Below are 16920 nucleotides of genomic sequence, written 5' to 3'. Positions count from 1 at the left end.
TCAGGAGTCAGGAGTCAGAATTCAGAATAATAAATTTTATATGAATAGCGGATAAATAACTGAATTTAAGTCACCCACTGATTACATTCAGAATTCAGAATTCAGAATTCTGAATTCTTCTTTTTAATTATCGGTCAAAATTGTATACGCTTCATTAACTAAATGCATTTTTTCTTCTGCTTTTTTTTGCAGTTCTGGCTTACCAACAAATAAATCTGGATGCCATTTTTTGACTAAAGTTCGATAAGCTTGCTTTACGTCAGTTAAAGAAGCATTGGGTTGTAATTCTAAAATGGTGTAGGCGCGAGTAATTTTATCTTTTTGTGCCTGGTTTTTGGGGGGATTTGGTGCTTTATTGTTTTGAGTTGTATTTTGTTGTTTGCGGGTTTGAGAACCAGGCGATCGCATTTCTGCTTTCATTCGCGCTATTTCCTCATCAAGTTCCCAATTATTAAATTTAGCGTCCACTTCTTCTGGACGTGGAGAAGCAGGAGTTTTTGGTGGTGGAGAAACTTGTTGACGAGGAGATTCTACTTTTTTCTGGGTATTTTTAGCAGGATTTTCCTGAGCTTGATGAGAACTTTTAACTTTCTCCGGTTGTGGTGAATATCGATTATTTACAGTTTTGGATTTGGGAATTTCTTGATAAGGTTGATAATTGACAGGGATTTTTACCTTTTCTAACTCTCGTAGCAATTCATTAAAAACATTTTTTAATCGCTGTAAATCTTCACGTTTATTAGTAATTTCTAACGGTTCTTGACTGATTTCCAAGTAAATTACTTTTTCGGCTTTCTGTTCATATGCAGCCAAAATCGATAATCCTTGACTACTAAAACGAGACAAATAATCTTCTGTTGCAGTTATACAAAGTTTGGCAACTTGCTGATGATAAGATTCATTGGCTGATTTTTCTTCTAATTCTTGAATATTCTTATTTAGCAAATAGGAAATACTCCCAACGACAGCAGCACCCACAGGGCCACCCAACAACCAACCAATACCACCACCAACTGCAATGGAACCAGTTGTTTCATTAAAATCATTGTAATTAGTTGGCTTGGGAGGTAATGTGATTTGGGGTTCGCTAGGCAAGGGAATCAATAAGTCTTCTGGTCTTTCTGCTTGAAAAAATTCATAAGCTTGATAAAGCCATTTAACCGCAGCTAATTGTAATTGATGCAGGTCTTTTTTGAGAGTGTTTGTTTGCCACGATTTAAAGTTATTTTCTGCCAGTGCAACTGCGGCATCTGCTTGATATTTTGTTAGCAGTTTGGGTAAACTTAGCCAATCACGCAATTCAGAAACACTACTAGCAAAGCCTTGTTTAATTAAATTTGCAGCTTTTTCTTTGATTTCAATTTTGGCATTTTGTTTATCAACAAGTGATTTTACTTCATGAGCAATGGGGTCAATTTTGGCTCTTAATGATTGTTGGATTTGAGTAGCGATCGCCTCTACTCTTGGCAAACGCACACTACCACGATTTTGTTGTAAAATACCTACAATATTTTGCAAGGCTGTTTCAAAAGCCACCAAGCCGCTACTATTGGCTTCTGCGACATCGCCTTTTAATCTAGCTCGTAAGGCAGGTAAAGCATCAACACGATATAAATTACTAAAACCTGGAGGTAATTCGGCTCGAAAACTTTCCGCGACAAATAGCAGGCGATTTTGGATTTGTTTTTGTTCTTCAGGTTCGAGTAAGTTAATAAAATTGGCAACAAAAATAACTGTTTTAATCCCACGATCTAATAGCCAATCTCGTAAATTTTCTCGCTCACCCAAAGTCATTAATTTGCGTGCGTCTAATAATTGGATAACTAAATCTGCACTTAAAAGTTGTTCTCGTACTAAATTATCTTGTTCTTCCCTATCATTAGTTCCCGGTAAATCGAGAAACTCTACACCCGTTTCCAAAAAGGGATGGGGACAAAAAACTTCTACAGATGCTACATCTTTTCGCATCTGTCTATTACCATCCAGAATAGCAAATTGCTGTAAAATGTCTGTTCCACTGCGGTAGACTTCTGTACCATCAGCTAACATAATGCGAGTCCGCACATCACAACCATACTTGACAGTAATCGCTGCGCCTGTAGTAGGAATTAAATCAATCGGTAATGTGCGATTCCCTAACATTGCATTTAATAGTGTAGATTTGCCATGATTAAAAGGGCCAAATACCCCAATCCGAAAGCTAGGATTAATTAAATGATTGCAGATAGCAATTACATCTTGATACAGCTGCGATTTCCGTTCTAAATTGAGCAATGCAGATGCTTTTTTGAGAGAATCTACTAATTTTTCATACTCTTGTTGCATAATTCTTTGATTCCAGGTTTAATTTAACAATAGATTTTTAACAAAATACTCTCTTCCTCTCTGTGCCTCTACGTGAATTTTTCATATTAGGAACCACAGATAAACACTGATTAGTTTATCTGTGGTTTTTTTATTTCCTAAGTTAACCAATTTTATCTGAGTTGTGAAAATTCCTTTGTTGAACGAACCACAGAGGTGCAGAGGGCGCAGAGAAGAGAAATAGAGGTTTTCACAAATTATTAAGTAGGGCTATAGTTTAGCTATAGGAAGCTAATAAATTGCTATACGCCGCCTCAATTTTTTGCAACTGAGCTATTACATCTTCTTGTAAGGACTTTAACCTTTTTAACTCACTTTCACGATTAATTTCGCGGGTTTCTTTTTGGTTAACTAGATTATCTAATTCAGATTTACGAGAGACAATATCATCGTTAATCCGTTTACTCACCTCTCTTTCGTAAGCATCAAAACACTCTTTCACGGCATTGTATACAACTTGAGATTGCTCATGCGCTACTTGGGGTAGGTGTTTAACTAATTCTTTTTTAGCCGTTTTTACTAACTCTTTACGCGCTTGATCTGCTTGTAAAAAGCCTACTCCCAAACCTAGCAGTGCAAACCCAATCGGCCCCAGAAAAACACCCGTGACTGCCGTAATTATCCCGCCAATACCAATTACAGTGAAGTAGTTTAACAAGATATTTTTCCAATCAAATCCACTCCCAGCTAGTGCTACACCAGCAAGATTTCCCTCAGACAGTGATAACAAGCCCATTGCCCATTTTGCCCAAGCGGGAGATTTATCATCTTCACTAGTTGTATTGGTATTAACTTTGATATTTTGTCCCGTTATTTTTTCGGTAATTTGGTCTGTTACTTGACTGTAAGATGCGCCATATTGTGCAGCACTGCGAGACAGTTCTCTAAAAGCTCCATTGATATCTTTTTCAGCGGTTAATGTCCAAGCAGCAGATTTGTCAGCGATATATTGCTCAAAGGCTTTTTGCAGTGCGGCGTTAAAGGCTTCCCGTTTACCGCTACTGAGAAAATCAAACAAATTTAATTCTGGTTGATAGCGCAAAAAATCGTTTTCAAAGGTATTACCTAAATTTAAAACGTAGCTGCGAAATGATTCAGAAATTGTTCTTGCTTGAGTATCTCTGGTGTTGAGAATTTCTTTTTGAAACTGATCCCGAATAACTGTAAGCTTGTTAAACTCTGGTTCTACTGAATCAATGCGTTTTTTCAATTCATTTACATCTTGGTCGAGTAATGGTACTCTTCTAGCAACAGCTTCGAGAATGTGATTCACAGCTTGTCTAGCTAAGGTTCTAATTTGACGAAGTTCTGCGATCGCTCTTTCTCCGGTAAGAAAAGTATTTAGCGCTCCCATAAACCCAGGAAAGCCAGTCCCATCTAAATCAGCCTGGGGATTCTTCAGCCGTCGTCTGAGTGCTTGAATTGACGAAAGCTCAAATACGCGTTCGTCATAAATATTCTGACCATCTACATAACAATATTCTGCTAAATTCGCTTTAAATACTTGGCGCAATCTGTCTTCAGCTGCTTTTAATTCCTCTACATCATCAGGATCGATTAATGATTCCCGCAGTTGATCCCAAGCATTAACTAAGAAGAAAACCGTTAATCCCCGACCTTTAATGTAATTTTCTAAATAGCGACGCTCACCCAAAGTACAAGGTTGAGAAGCTCTCATCACAAACAAAATTGCATGGCAATTATTCACGTAGCTCAAAGATAATTCGTTTCGCGCTTCTGTATCATTTAATCCTGGACTATCAACAATTTCAATTCCTTTTTCTAGTAATGTTAATGGATATTCGACTACTGCATAATCAACATCAGGAAAGGCTTGCTTTTTATCCTGTTCTAGTTTTTTTGCTTCAGCAGGATCGATGGTATATTTATATTTAAAATTTTGAAAATCCAACTGTTGTGGACTCTTGCCATCATTAAAATGAATAGTAACTTTCTTTTCTTGTCCATAGCGTAAAACTGTTAACACTGCGGTACAAGGGTTAACGTCACTCGGCAATAAGTTTTCTCCAATTAAGGCATTGAGAAACGTGCTTTTTCCCCGTTTCATATCGCCCAAGACTAAAAGACGAAATACACCTTTGCGGAGGTTTTTACTAGCTGCTGTAATATCTTCAATATCTCGCTCTAAACTAAGTTTTCCTGATGACGAGTCCCCAGCCAATTCAGCTTTATTAATTATTTCAGCCAGTTTACTCAAACACACCGAAATCTCCGATCGCACTTGAGCAACACGCTCTAAATCTTGGATAAATCTGTCAGTTGCTACCTGCTCGCTCATAATAGTTACACCTAAATTAAGAATTGTTTTTTTGGGATTCAAAAAATAACTTGTAAGACATCCACCCCAGCGCAGCAACAATAATAAACCCAGCCAGCACTGAGGCTACCCTCACTGCAACTAACGCTACCACACCAAGAGCAAACAACTTACCACCAAGAATTAGTTTTTTCATCCAAGGTTTCTGAGAATTTTCTGGCTGATGCTTAACAGTTTTATGAAAAGGTGCATCAGCAGTATGAATTTTAGCTTCCATTTCTCGAAGTCGCAATTCAACTTCTTGTTCTCTTAATATACGTTCTCGTTGCTCAAGTTCTTTATGGCGATCCTTTTCAGATGTCATCAATGTCCACCTTGTCTAAGACAATCAAATAATATCAGCATTTATCCCTTGCCCAACTTGTATATTAACTTACATAAATATTTGACAACAGCAGTAAAATTACTATTGTACTCTTCATTGCCTACAAAACCTAAGCTGGAGTTAGATCCCAATACGGTTTAGTTAAAGGCTACTGGCAAAATTTTGGGTTTTGGAGACGCGATAAATTTAGAGAGAGACGCGATAAATCGCCGTCTCTACAAATGTTTTGGGGCATCATTCACTGTGAATGATGCCTACTTGTTGCTCGTCACGCGGTTTGTGTAGAGGCCGCTTTTGAGTCTGCGGTAGATTTTATCCGGGTAATGGTGGCTTTACGAATGCGTAGGCGTAGCCCGCTGTAGGCATCGCTCTTGCGTACTCCGCCTATCATCTCGTATTCCCGACTGTCTTTGTGTTGTGAACCAACGAACAAGAGAGACGCGATAAATCGCGGTCTCTACAAGGCGTTAATTTTTATCAAAAAAAACCGATGCAAACCGAATTGTAGGCGAGCGAGAAAAGTGTCACAAATACACCATATTGTAGAGACGCGATTCATCGCGTCTTGAACCAAGGATGTGTTGTAATCATTAATTGAATTGGTATTAGATTTTTTCACACAATTAAACCGGATTCCTGTATAACAACCCATATAGCCACAGCCCCTCTTTCCTTACAAAGAGGGGCTTGTGATATTATTTATCCTTAGAATGGCGATGCTTGGGTAACAGGCTCTTTTTCTGTTTTTCTTGCAAACTGCTGGCTTGTTTCACGAGTGAGATCGATTCCTTAATCATCCATAGTAAAATCTCGATTCTTGAGTCTCCTTGTTGAAGGCGGTTCTCGGCATTTACGCCAATTAATATTGTTTGCAGAATTAGCAAGAAAGCGTAGGCGTAGTCCGTCGTAGACATCGCTCTTTGACTTACACTTTTACCAGATTTTTTAGCTGACATCTGAATTCACCTTGTTTTTGGGTTTACAAGGTCAATTATTTTTTTGGGTATTTCCCCAGACACATCCCCCACACAACGTCTATAATGCTTGTATCGTCAGCTTTTGCGGCTTGGGGAAGCTTGTTTGTTTGGGTAATTTAAAATTATTTCAGACTGATGCCAAGAAATAATCGTGGAGATAAATCCGTTTTAGACAATGTACTCAGTCTGGTAGAAGCATTGCTGCAACTGTCACAAGAGCAAGACTGTGAATCAAAACTTCCACTTTGCGTTGTCTGGAACGCTAATAAGCTGCGAATTACCGGATATAAAAGCCAACAGACAACAGGAAACAGAATCAAAACAACTGAAGTTGGTACAAAGAAGGAATATTTACTTAACCAGATAACAAAAGCTGGCAAAACTTTAAAACCTTCTCCGAAAAAAGCAGAATCTAATGTTGATGAGTTCGATGAGCTTCAAATTGCACTTGACTGGTTGAAAAAATTGGGAGTACGAGAAGACCAAAAAGCTGCAAAAAATCAAGGTTATTGGAAATTTACCCTGACGCTAAAACATCAGACAGCGACGATAAAAGAGAATCTGGAGGTGGTTAAGCAGAAGTGGAAGGAACACCAAAAGACAAATTTAAAAGAAACATTCCAGGTACAAACAACAGATAATAGCTTGGATTGGCAAGAAATCTGCGGTGCTATGCTGGAAAAGCACAAGCGTCTCACCACAAATGAGTTGCTGTTTGCTGATGATGAGATGAAATTTGACCTAGAGGCAATTCATGTCCCTTTAGCATTGGTGGAGCGTAACAAACCGAAGAAGTGCAGCGAGGATATTTCCGCAGAACAAGGTTCGCAACTTTACGAACCGAGTTATGAAGAGAAGCAGCGATTTGAACATGAGGCTTTTTTAGAGCAAGTTATCCGTGATGGTGTTGGTAAAACTAAAGGACACCGCATCGCTTTAATTGGGGAACCGGGTGCGGGAAAAACTACTCAGTTGCAAACTATAGCTTTTTGGATATTAAACAACAATCTGGGTTTACCAATTTGGATTTCTTTGGCAGACTTGCAAGGAAAGAGTGTAGAAAATTATCTGCTGCAAGATTGGCTGAAGAATGCTTTAAAAGTGGTGCGTGTAAAAGAAGAACAGGAAAACGCTTTAGCAGATTTATTCAAAAATAATCGTGTGTGGTTGTTGTTGGATGCAGCAGATGAAATGTCTTCACTCCAACCATTAACTGAGATTTCCCAGCAGTTGAGGGGATGGGTGAAAAATGCGCGGGTTGTGCTGACTTGTCGGGTGAATGTTTGGGAAGCAAACGCCAACGCTTTAGAAAATTTTGAGACGTATCGGTTACTCAATTTTGAATATCCGAAACAAGTGCAAGAGTTTATCGAGAAGTGGTTTCAACCTCGGAACCTCACCCCCCAGCCCCCTCTCCTTATTAAGGAGAGGGGGAGTAACAAGGGGGAACAATTATGGAGGGAGTTAGATAAAGCTGAACGTCAGCGCATCCAAGATTTAGTTAAAAATCCTTTGCGGTTAGCGCTGTTGTGTAGCACTTGGCAAGGTTCCGATAAAGGTTTACCGGAAACTAAAGCCGGACTTTATCAGCAGTTTGTGGAAGAGGTTTACAAGTGGAAAGAAAACCGCTTCCCTACCACCGAACAGCAGCAAGAGGAATTAAACGCAGCGTTGGGACGTTTGGCAAAACGGGCAATTGATCAAGAAACGTCACGGTTTCGGCTACCACATAAGTTTGTGCGTGAGGAATTAGGTGATGCAAAACAGCAAAATTCTTTATTTTCGTTAGCGTTAAAGTTGGGATGGCTAAATGAAGTTGGAGTGGCTGCTGAATCAGCAACAAAAGAAAAAGTTTACGCTTTTTACCATCCCACATTTGAGGAATATTTTGCAGCGTTGGCAGTTGAGAATTGGGACGAGTTTCTGAATCATGTTCCCGACAACCCCGCGCAAGGGGTTTATCGCATTTTTGCCCCGCAGTGGAAAGAGGTGATTTTGCTGTGGTTGGGACGTGAGGATGAGGGGATGGAGGAGAAGAAAAAAGAGTTTATTCAGGCGTTGGTGGAATTTGATGATGGGTGCGGAGAATTCAGTGGTATTTATAGAGTCAGAAGGGGATTTTACGAGTTTCGCGCTTATTTTTTAGCAGCCGCAGGAATTTCTGAGTTTAAAGATTATTCTAGAGTCGATCAAATAGTAGTGCAAATTATCAAGTGGTGTTTTGGTTATTTCAATAAAAGTCAAGAATGGATAAGCTTACTCGAACCAATTCAAGAGGAAGCTCAATCGGCACTGTTACAGACAGAACGCACAAAAACTATTGATGGCTTAGTAGATTTAATTGCCGATGCCTATATAGATGATGATACTAAACGTTTGGTGGTAGTCAGCTTGGGGCAAATTGGCTCTGGTAGCCAAACAGCCATTAATAGCTTAGTCAAGTTAATAAACAACCCACAAGTTGATCCTTTTACACAAGTACAAACAGCATTTAGCTTAGGGCAAATTAACCCCAGCAACCAAATAGCGATTAATGCTTTTGTAGAGTTAATTAGTAACCCACAAGTAGATTATGCTATTCAATGGCAAGCAGCAAAGTGTTTAGGGAAAATTGACCCTGGTCATAAAACGGCAATCACTACCTTAGTAGAGTTAATTAGTGACTCGCAGCTTAGTAATGAGTTTAAATGGGAGATAGCAGAGAGTCTAGGGCAAATTGACCCTGGTCATAAAACGGCAATTACTACCTTGGTTGAGATAATTGGTAATTCACATGAAGTTGATTATGCTCTTCAATGGGAAGCAGCACAGAGCTTGAAGGAAATTAGCTTTAGCACTGGCACTCAAACGGCAATGATTGGCTTGAGCAAGTTAATCTGTGACTCACAGATGGATGATAAGACTAAATGGCTAGTAGCAGACAGCTTAAATCAAATTGATCCTGGAAACAAAATAGCAATAAATGCTTTAATACAGTTAATCAAAAACCCAAAAGTTGATGTTGAAATCCAATTACGAGCAGCATTCAGCTTAGGTCAAATTGACATGGGCAAACAAATAGTGATGACTTCTTTGGTAAATCTAATTGGTAATCCAAAGGTTGATGCTTATACCCAGGTCGGAGCAGCATTCAGCTTAGGTCAAATTGACATTGGCAACCAAATGGCAATTACTAGCTTGGTCAATTTAATTTGTAACCCAAAGGTAAATTTCTTTACAAGAGGACAAGCTGCGGTTAGTTTAGGTCAAATTGGCTTTGGCAGCCAAATAGCAATCACTGCTTTAGTGGAGTTAACTCAAAACCCACATAAAAATGTTTTGACCCAAGTGCAAGCAGCATTTGCCTTAGGGTTAATTGATCCTGGTAACAAAATTGCGATCGCTGCTTTGGTGGAGTTAATTGGCAAACCACAACTGGATGATAATAACCGATCGCTAGCCACAGAAAGCTTAGAGAAAATTATGTCAGAGGAGCAAATGCCGAATGTTGTCACCATGTTGAAGGATTACTTATCACCTGAAACTTACAAAAATAACTTTGGGCGATTTTATCATTGCTACGAATTTATCTGGAAGTGCGCCCAAAGTATGTCCTACCCCGCTTTTTATCAAGCTTGGCATCAACAAGAGAAAGTGAAAGATGGAGGGTAGGAAAGAAAAATACTTCCTCCAGTCAAAACATAAGGGAAATGTGGAAACAGCGATTGTCTTGAACAATCCCCCTTTATAGAAACGCGATGAATCGGGTATCAGGTTCGGTTTTTGAGACGCGATAAATCGGCGTCTCTACAAGGCTATGCGATCGCCCCTGTTCAAACAGATATTTTGATCGCAATGGGAATGCGTAGGCGTAGCCCGCCGCAGGCATCGTTTTTTTGATCCCCCCTTGTAGAGACGCAATTCATCGCGTCTTGTGTTTGATTCATCGCATCTCCAATTATTTTTATTTTCCCAGAGTAACAACAACCTCAGAAAAAAGCGATCGCATATTGGACTTGATGTAACCTCACAACTTCGTCAAATTGTTTATTTATCGCGGTATGGATTTGGATAAAATAGGAACGTGTGTACTATAAAATTAATTTGTTGGGTAGACAGCAAAACCTGAAGGAAATCATCATGTTTTCATCCCCTTTAGTTGTGCAATTTCCCTCCTCAATGCAAATGACAGACGAGCAATTTTTTGACTTTTGTCAGGTGAATCGTGACTTACGCATTGAGCGCAATAGATTTGGAGAAATATCAATTATGCCTCCCACTGGTTCAGAGACAGGTAACCGTAACTTTAATGTAGCTGGTCAGTTGTATGTTTGGGCAGAAAAAGACAGTACAGGTATTTGTTTTGACTCCAGTACCGGATTTAAACTATCAACGGGTGCAGAGCGATCGCCTGATGCTTCCTGGATTAAACTATCACGGTGGAATACTCTTTCCCCAGAACAACAGCAAAAGTTTGCTCCCATCTGTCCAGATTTTGTAGTCGAACTGAGGTCGCCTTCTGATAGCCTCCAACGCTTGAAGGAAAAAATGGAGGAATATATGAGGGAGCCAGGAATACAGCTAGGTTTATTAATTGACCGCAAGCATCGCCGAGTTTATATTTATCGTCCTGGTGTTTCAGAGGAATGTCTAGAAAATCCCGCGACTGTCAGCGGTGAACCAGTATTACCTGGGTTTGTTTTAAATATGAGTAAAGTTTGGTAAAAGCAAAACCTGAAGGAAATCATCATGTTTTCATCCCCTTTAGTTGTGCAATTTCCCTCCTCAATGCAAATGACAGACGAGCAATTTTTTGACTTTTGTCAGGTGAATCGTGACTTACGCATTGAGCGCAATAGATTTGGAGAAATATCAATTATGCCTCCCACTGGTTCAGAGACAGGTAACCGCAATTTCAACGTTGCCTTACAGCTAGGAGTTTGGGCAGAAAAAGATGGTACAGGTATCTGTTTTGATTCCAGCACTGGATTTAAACTATCAACGGGTGCAGATAGATCGCCTGATGCTTCCTGGATTAAACTATCACGGTGGAATACTCTTTCCCCAGAACAACAGCAAAAGTTTGCTCCCATCTGTCCAGATTTTATAGTTGAACTAAGATCGCTTTCTGATAGCCTCCAACGTTTGCAGGAAAAAATGGAGGAATATATGAGGGAGCCAGGAATACAGGTAGGCTTATTAATTGACCGCAAGCATCGCCGAGTTTATATTTATCGTCCGGGTGTTCCAGAGGAATGTCTAGAAAATCCCGCGACTGTCAGCGGCGAACCAGTATTGCCTGGGTTTGTTTTAAATATGAGTAAAGTTTGGTAGAAACAAATGAAGTGGCGTGTAATTCTTGAACCAGATCCAGAAACAGGTGATTGGGCTGTTTGGTGCCCAGAGTTACCAGGTTGTGTTTCCGCAGGAGAAACAGAGCAAGAAGCCTTAGAAAATATTCGTGAAGCGATCGCACTTTATCTTGAGCCTGATATTATCGACCTATCACCAGGTGCGGTTACACGCGAGGTTACTGTGGGATGAGCCGTACCCGACGGATGAATGCTGATGAAGTTGAAACCATTTTGCAACGTTACGGCTTTGAGCTAGTCTCTCAAAAAGGAAGTCATCGCAAATGGCGAAATATTGAGCGACAACTTCAGTAATTGTCCCTTATCACAAAGGTCGTGATTTACCCATAGGAACTCTACGCAACATCATGATGGGAGAAGACATCCCAGAGTTTGAATGAAAATTTTAAGTATTAAATAATACTAAATACGCTTTTATAACCCCCCTTTCTTCTCCCCCTGCTTCCCCTGCTTTTTTAAAAAAGAGGGTAGTCAGCCAGGATTTGGTATGAGTTTAATTCCACCATTTACCAAACCAACCGCCTTTTTTTGTTAATAGCCAAGCTAATGGTTTTTCAACAAAGGGCGATCGCTATATTTGGGTACTCCAACACAATGTTTGGGTACTCAAACACAATGTTTGGGTACTTCAACACAATGTTTGGGTACTCCAACACAATGTTTGGGTACTCCAACACGATATTTGGGTACTCCAACACGATATTTGGGTACTTCAACACAATGTTTGGGTACTCCAACACAATGTTTGGGTACTCCAACACAATGTTTGGGTACTCCAACACAATGTTTGGGTACTTCAACACAATGTTCGGGTACTCCAACACAATGTTCGGGTACTCCAACACGATATTCGGGTACTTATATCAAATTTACTGTCAATCATGCCACCGCTATAAGCCAAAATTTTTATAGAAGAAAACACAGGTACAGTCAAAATGGACATTAAAAATGGCTTTGTCGGCGCTGTAGGCAACACACCTCTGATTCGCTTAAACAGCTTCAGTGAAGAAACAGGGTGCGAAATCCTTGGTAAAGCAGAATTCCTCAATCCTGGCGGTTCCGTCAAAGACCGCGCCGCACTTTACATCATCCAAGACGCAGAAGAGAAAGGTTTACTCAAACCCGGTGGTACTGTTGTCGAAGGAACCGCTGGTAATACTGGCATTGGACTAGCGCATATTTGCAACGCCAAAGGCTACAAATGCCTAATTATTATTCCCGATACCCAATCACAAGAAAAGATCGACGCACTGACAGCCCTGGGAGCAGAAGTCCGTCGCGTCCCAGCTGTACCCTACAAAGACCCCAACAACTACGTCAAGTTATCTGGTAGAGTCGCCGCTGAATTAGAAAACGCCATTTGGGCAAATCAGTTTGATAATTTAGCCAACCGCCGCGCCCACTATGAAACCACAGGGCCAGAAATTTGGGCACAGACAGATGGTAAAATAGATGCATGGACAGCTGCAACTGGTACTGCTGGTACTTTTGCTGGTGTGGCGTTGTACTTAAAAAAACAAAATCCAGCCATTAAATGCGTTGTTGCCGACCCGCTGGGTAGTGGACTTTATAGCTATGTCAAAACTGGCGAAATCAAAATGGAAGGAAATTCCATCACCGAGGGCATCGGTAATGGTCGTGTTACAGCCAACATGGAAGGCGCACCTGCGGATGACGCCATCCAAATCGACGATCAAGAAGCTTTGCGGGTAGTTTACCAACTATTGAGAAAAGATGGCTTGTTAATGGGCGGTTCAACAGGTATTAATGTTGGGGCAGCTGTTGCCCTAGCGAAGCAATTAGGCCCAGGACATACCATCGTCACTATTTTATGTGATAGCGGTTCCCGGTATCAGTCGCGGATATTCAACCCCGAATGGTTAGCCTCAAAAGGACTTTCAATAGATTAGTCATGGGGCATTGGGTATTGGGGGGTTAGTTTTTGACTTCATGACAAATGACTAATGACCAAGGACAAATGATAAATGACAAACATCACTCAACCATCAAACTTTTCCACAATCAACCAACCTTCTTTTCCTACATGTGTGCGGGTTTGTCAAAATCGCACTTGTAAAAAGCAAGGCGCTGTTAAAGTCTTAGCAGCTTTTACAGCTTTGCCAATTCCTGGAGTAACAGTAACAGATAGCAGCTGTTTGGGACAATGTGGCAATGGACCGATGGTGCTGGTATTACCGGATATGGTCTGGTATAGCCGCGTTCAGCCTGATGAAGTATCTCTACTGGTAGAACAGCATTTGTTAGGTGGTCAAAGAGTCAAACAGATGCTCTATTATCGGTTTCATTCCTAAAAATAAAGTCTGCACTCTTGTTGACCCTCCGAATTTTAGATTTTCAATTTTGGATTTTGGATTGTTTTTGGTTCAAGCCCCGATGCCACTTGCTTTATGCCGGGAAACCCGTCCACCGCAGTGGCTCCCCCTTGTGGGCGGAATCAATGTAAAAGACGCTACTACGTCGCTCTAAGCGAACGCGAGTGCGTCTCGTAGAGAAGCCATGCCGTTGGCTTTAAGCTACGCTATCGTCAATTTCAAATCCCCAAGCTGCATCCCTTTATGGGTGCAGTCAATCTAAAATCTAAAATCCAAAATCTAAAATCCAAAATCTAAAATCCAAAATCCAAAATCCAAAATCCAAAATCCAAAATTGTTTGACCTAAGTGAGGCATTCGATGAATATCCAGCAACTGCGTCAATCCTTAAAACAGAAGTGGCTGAGTTACTACGAGCAAAATAGTTCCTGGCTGGTTAAAATGCGAATTTGGGCTACCTATGACGGTCTGCGGCGTCCTTCGTCTGGTTTTATTTTGGCAACGCTATCTGTTTTGGAACCGCAGTTTGATGAGATACTTGCTTTTATCTTGGATTTAAGTAATAATCCTGATAAAATAGTGGCAGCTTTAGGCCTCAACTTTAATCCTGATGAAGAGTTACGTTTAATCAAATCAGAAAACCAAGTTGAAAGTGAGTCGTTACAGGATAAAGTTTCTCACGATCGCCAAGCTGTACCATTGGTGTTAACTCCCTCCAAGGTTACACTTGATTCTCCTGTAAAAACGCTACACTCAGATTTGCCACGCTTACAGCAAACTGTAACATCATTTACAGATAGCACTGAACTAGATTCTACAAACAAAGCTGGGACATCAGTTGCAGTTCTTACTAAGGTTACTCACAATACTTCCGTAAAACCGTCACATTCAGTCAAGCCAGACTCTGGTTTACTCAGGGAAGATAAATCAGTAAAATTGCCCCTCCATCGTTTACTTTCAGGAGGAACGCTAACAATTACCTCCCAGGTAAACAATAAAGCCAAAACTATGCCATTAGCCACTGAAATTTCTAGTCACAGCAAACCAGTGCGTTCGCTAGCAATTACTACCGAAATTGCCAAAAATACCCAGTATGTCAATACACCACCACAAGACGTTAAAACCAAAGTGAATGTGTTACCAAGCACCAATGCCCGTAGTCTAGCTTCTTGGGTAGATGAATTTTGTCAAGGCACCAGATGCGATCGAGAAGAATTCAGAACTCAGGAGTCAGAATTCAGTATTAGAAAACTTTAACCTAAATTTCAAACGTCTAACTATATTTGACTATGAGATTTGGAACTATGAATTCCAGTCCGACTCTTTAATCAATAAAGATTGCTGAATTCAGAATTCTGAATTCTGAATTCTTCTTTAACTATGGGTATTCGTGAGAAACAAATGGGATTTCTACTATTTCACCTTCAGTTTCTCCCACTTTAACTTTTAAACCAACACCACCAGCTTTGGTGCGGATGTAACCTAGTCCAAAATAACCATCAGGAGTTTCTGTATAACTGGTAAGCTTACCGACCTTTTCATCTCCAACGGCGATCGCACTTCCAGTTTCCGTAGTAGCACTTATTTTAACACCAAATAAGTGTTGTTTTACACCTTTGTATGTGTTTAACCGCGCAATGGTTTCTTGCCCAATATAGCAACCTTTGTTAAAGGAAATTGTTTCCCACAAACCAGCTTCCAAGGGATTATAATCATCAGTGAGTTCTGCATCTGGGGCGGGGCGTCCTTGTAAGATTCGCAACACATCCCAAGCGCGATCGCTCATTTCTACCGCCCCAGTTTCTAACAGTTTCTCCCACACCGTTGCTTTGTCAGTATAAGGAAAATTCAAAGTGTATCCGGGAATTCCTAACCCACTACCTACAGCAATTCGCACTCCCTGAGCATTAGCAATGGTGTATACTTGGTGACTACCGTAGGGTTGCCCGATAAGTTCGCCAATCCCCAACTTTTCGATTACAGCGTCGCTTTGGGGACCAATGAGGCTGAGGGTGTTGGTATATTGTGTGATATCAGATAATTCCACCTTATCTGCAAAGAAAATATATTTATCCAGCCATTCCATGAGAAACTGCCTGCGGTTAGGCGAAACGAGCAGAATCACCGCATCTTCTCTGACGTAGGCGGTTACTAAATCAATAGTTCTGGCTGTGGAAGTGACGAAAACTGTATCACAACCTTGTCCTGGCTTGAGTGCGAGGAAATCGTTAGTACTTTGGTTATGTAAAAAGCGGAGTCGGTCATCGCCAGACACTTTGATGCGTCCCCAGCCAGAGCGATCGTATATTGCAACCCCAACTCTAGCAGCTTGGATAGCAGCTGCGTCTTGATTGTCAATTGTAGATGTTGGCATGATGAAGAGTTGCCCTGTTTAAATGTTGTCGCACTGGAAATCTTAGCAAATAAGAGTTTGCAGGTTCAATCTACCTCCGGTTTTCTTCTAGGGATATAAAACGGTAACTGAAAATGCACGAGTTAAGCTCTATTGATTTTACCTTCAGAATCTCACCAAACTGATAACTAATAACGTTTATCTGTCAAGTGTTTGGGAGAAAAATACGATAAGATTCGCTGTCTACCAGAATTCTGAAACCCAGCCACATCAGAACGAAGGGGAAAATCTTGCTAGCATAACGGCTGAGTATCAAAGCGATACCAGGTAGACGAGTCAGATTATAGGACATAAACAGCCAGCAAAAAACAATGAAATAGCAAACTGGTACGATCACAGTGAGATTTTGGATTGAGCTAGTGGCAAACAGGGGGATATAGATGCCAAGATTGTTGCCGCCGTTGGCAATTGTAACCGAGGAGACGCGATATGTCTGCGGATCGCGGATTACGTCCCAGAGCGATCGCTTTCTGGAATCAAATCCATGAAATTTCGAGTTTCTTTTGAGATTGGCTGACTTATCTTCAACTGAATCATCCTTATTCAGGTTGAGCAGATTCTTCAAGCCAATAAGTATCGGCAGAATCCCCAGTAGACCAGTCCAAGTTGAGGGAATTGCTAGACCCATCAAGAACCCAAGTAAACTTACTATCATTAATGCCGTGAACCCTAAAATCTCACCAACTACAACATGTTGAGGACGAAAAGTCCGATTAACCTCACTAAAGAAGGCAGTCAGATAAATATTGTCATCAAATGTTGTTGCCACAGCCGCAGCTAGCCCAATCTTAATTGTTGCAATTAACCAATCCATCACCAT

At 40.7% G+C, this 16920-nt stretch carries 17 protein-coding genes; 9 read left to right on the top strand and 8 right to left on the bottom strand.

Annotated elements, in window-relative coordinates:
• Positions 1–123: 123 nt before the first annotated feature.
• From IQ276_RS07540 to IQ276_RS07525, 5 genes are all read right to left on the bottom strand, one after another.
• Positions 124–2325, bottom strand: a complete 2202-nt coding sequence (locus tag IQ276_RS07540; protein ID WP_235115510.1) for a dynamin family protein — start codon at positions 2323–2325, stop codon at positions 124–126.
• A 256-nt stretch (positions 2326–2581) separates the two neighbouring features.
• The gene (locus IQ276_RS07535; protein ID WP_193920064.1) at positions 2582–4663 is read right to left on the bottom strand and encodes a dynamin family protein; all 2082 of its coding nucleotides are present in this window, start codon (positions 4661–4663) and stop codon (positions 2582–2584) included.
• 16 nt (positions 4664–4679) lie between these two features.
• On the bottom strand, positions 4680–5006 hold the full coding sequence (locus IQ276_RS07530) for a DUF3040 domain-containing protein (RefSeq protein WP_193920062.1): 327 nt from the start codon (positions 5004–5006) through the stop codon (positions 4680–4682).
• Positions 5007–5295: 289 nt separating this feature from the next.
• Positions 5296–5418 (bottom strand): hypothetical protein, encoded by a 123-nt coding sequence (locus IQ276_RS40125; RefSeq protein WP_255264443.1) that lies wholly within the window; start codon positions 5416–5418, stop codon positions 5296–5298.
• Between the two features lie 304 nt (positions 5419–5722).
• Positions 5723–5983, bottom strand: a complete 261-nt coding sequence (locus IQ276_RS07525) for a hypothetical protein (protein WP_228043287.1) — start codon at positions 5981–5983, stop codon at positions 5723–5725.
• Between the two features lie 156 nt (positions 5984–6139).
• Between IQ276_RS07525 and IQ276_RS07520 the strand changes: the two genes are divergently transcribed.
• The gene (locus tag IQ276_RS07520) at positions 6140–9655 is read left to right on the top strand and encodes an NACHT domain-containing protein (protein WP_235115509.1); all 3516 of its coding nucleotides are present in this window, start codon (positions 6140–6142) and stop codon (positions 9653–9655) included.
• 73 nt (positions 9656–9728) lie between these two features.
• Here the strand turns inward: IQ276_RS07520 and IQ276_RS07515 are convergent, their stop codons facing one another.
• Positions 9729–9872: a hypothetical protein gene (locus tag IQ276_RS07515; RefSeq protein WP_193918676.1), complete on the bottom strand. Its 144-nt coding sequence runs from the start codon at positions 9870–9872 to the stop codon at positions 9729–9731.
• Between the two features lie 251 nt (positions 9873–10123).
• Here IQ276_RS07515 and IQ276_RS07510 point away from each other — a divergent pair, with 251 nt between their 5' ends.
• The 8 genes from IQ276_RS07510 (at position 10124) to IQ276_RS07480 (ending at position 14944) form a co-directional block, all read left to right on the top strand.
• Positions 10124–10708 (top strand): Uma2 family endonuclease, encoded by a 585-nt coding sequence (locus IQ276_RS07510; protein ID WP_235115508.1) that lies wholly within the window; start codon positions 10124–10126, stop codon positions 10706–10708.
• Positions 10709–10732: 24 nt separating this feature from the next.
• Positions 10733–11317, top strand: coding sequence for a Uma2 family endonuclease (locus IQ276_RS07505; RefSeq protein ID WP_235115507.1), 585 nt, complete (start codon positions 10733–10735; stop codon positions 11315–11317).
• A gap of 6 nt (positions 11318–11323) precedes the next feature.
• The gene (locus IQ276_RS07500; protein ID WP_190875819.1) at positions 11324–11527 is read left to right on the top strand and encodes a type II toxin-antitoxin system HicB family antitoxin; all 204 of its coding nucleotides are present in this window, start codon (positions 11324–11326) and stop codon (positions 11525–11527) included.
• Positions 11524–11649 carry a type II toxin-antitoxin system HicA family toxin gene (locus tag IQ276_RS07495; protein ID WP_228043180.1) on the top strand — a complete coding sequence of 42 codons (126 nt, stop codon included), beginning with the start codon at positions 11524–11526 and terminating at the stop codon, positions 11647–11649. Before IQ276_RS07500 ends, IQ276_RS07495 begins: the two co-directional genes overlap by 4 nt.
• 252 nt (positions 11650–11901) lie before the next feature.
• Entirely contained in the window at positions 11902–12267 is a 366-nt protein-coding gene (locus IQ276_RS40895) for a hypothetical protein (protein WP_373690473.1), read from the top strand.
• Positions 12268–12290: 23 nt separating this feature from the next.
• A complete protein-coding gene (locus IQ276_RS07490) occupies positions 12291–13265 on the top strand; it encodes a cysteine synthase A (protein ID WP_193918672.1) in 975 nt (324 codons plus the stop codon).
• A gap of 75 nt (positions 13266–13340) precedes the next feature.
• Positions 13341–13667: a (2Fe-2S) ferredoxin domain-containing protein gene (locus IQ276_RS07485; protein ID WP_190875817.1), complete on the top strand. Its 327-nt coding sequence runs from the start codon at positions 13341–13343 to the stop codon at positions 13665–13667.
• 380 nt (positions 13668–14047) lie between these two features.
• Positions 14048–14944 carry a DUF5331 domain-containing protein gene (locus IQ276_RS07480; protein ID WP_190875816.1) on the top strand — a complete coding sequence of 299 codons (897 nt, stop codon included), beginning with the start codon at positions 14048–14050 and terminating at the stop codon, positions 14942–14944.
• A 121-nt stretch (positions 14945–15065) separates the two neighbouring features.
• On the opposite strand, the gene ygfZ is transcribed toward IQ276_RS07480, so the two are convergent.
• Positions 15066–16061, bottom strand: a complete 996-nt coding sequence (gene ygfZ, locus IQ276_RS07475) for a CAF17-like 4Fe-4S cluster assembly/insertion protein YgfZ (protein ID WP_193918670.1) — start codon at positions 16059–16061, stop codon at positions 15066–15068.
• Positions 16062–16245: 184 nt separating this feature from the next.
• Entirely contained in the window at positions 16246–16914 is a 669-nt protein-coding gene (locus tag IQ276_RS07470) for a cadmium resistance transporter (protein WP_193918668.1), read from the bottom strand.
• Positions 16915–16920 lie beyond the last annotated feature (6 nt).

This window comes from Desmonostoc muscorum LEGE 12446, assembly GCF_015207005.2.
Taxonomy (GTDB): Bacteria; Cyanobacteriota; Cyanobacteriia; order Cyanobacteriales; family Nostocaceae; genus Nostoc; species Nostoc muscorum.
Note: the sequence above shows the minus strand (reverse complement) of the source record. Positions and strands in the feature narration are given on the sequence as shown.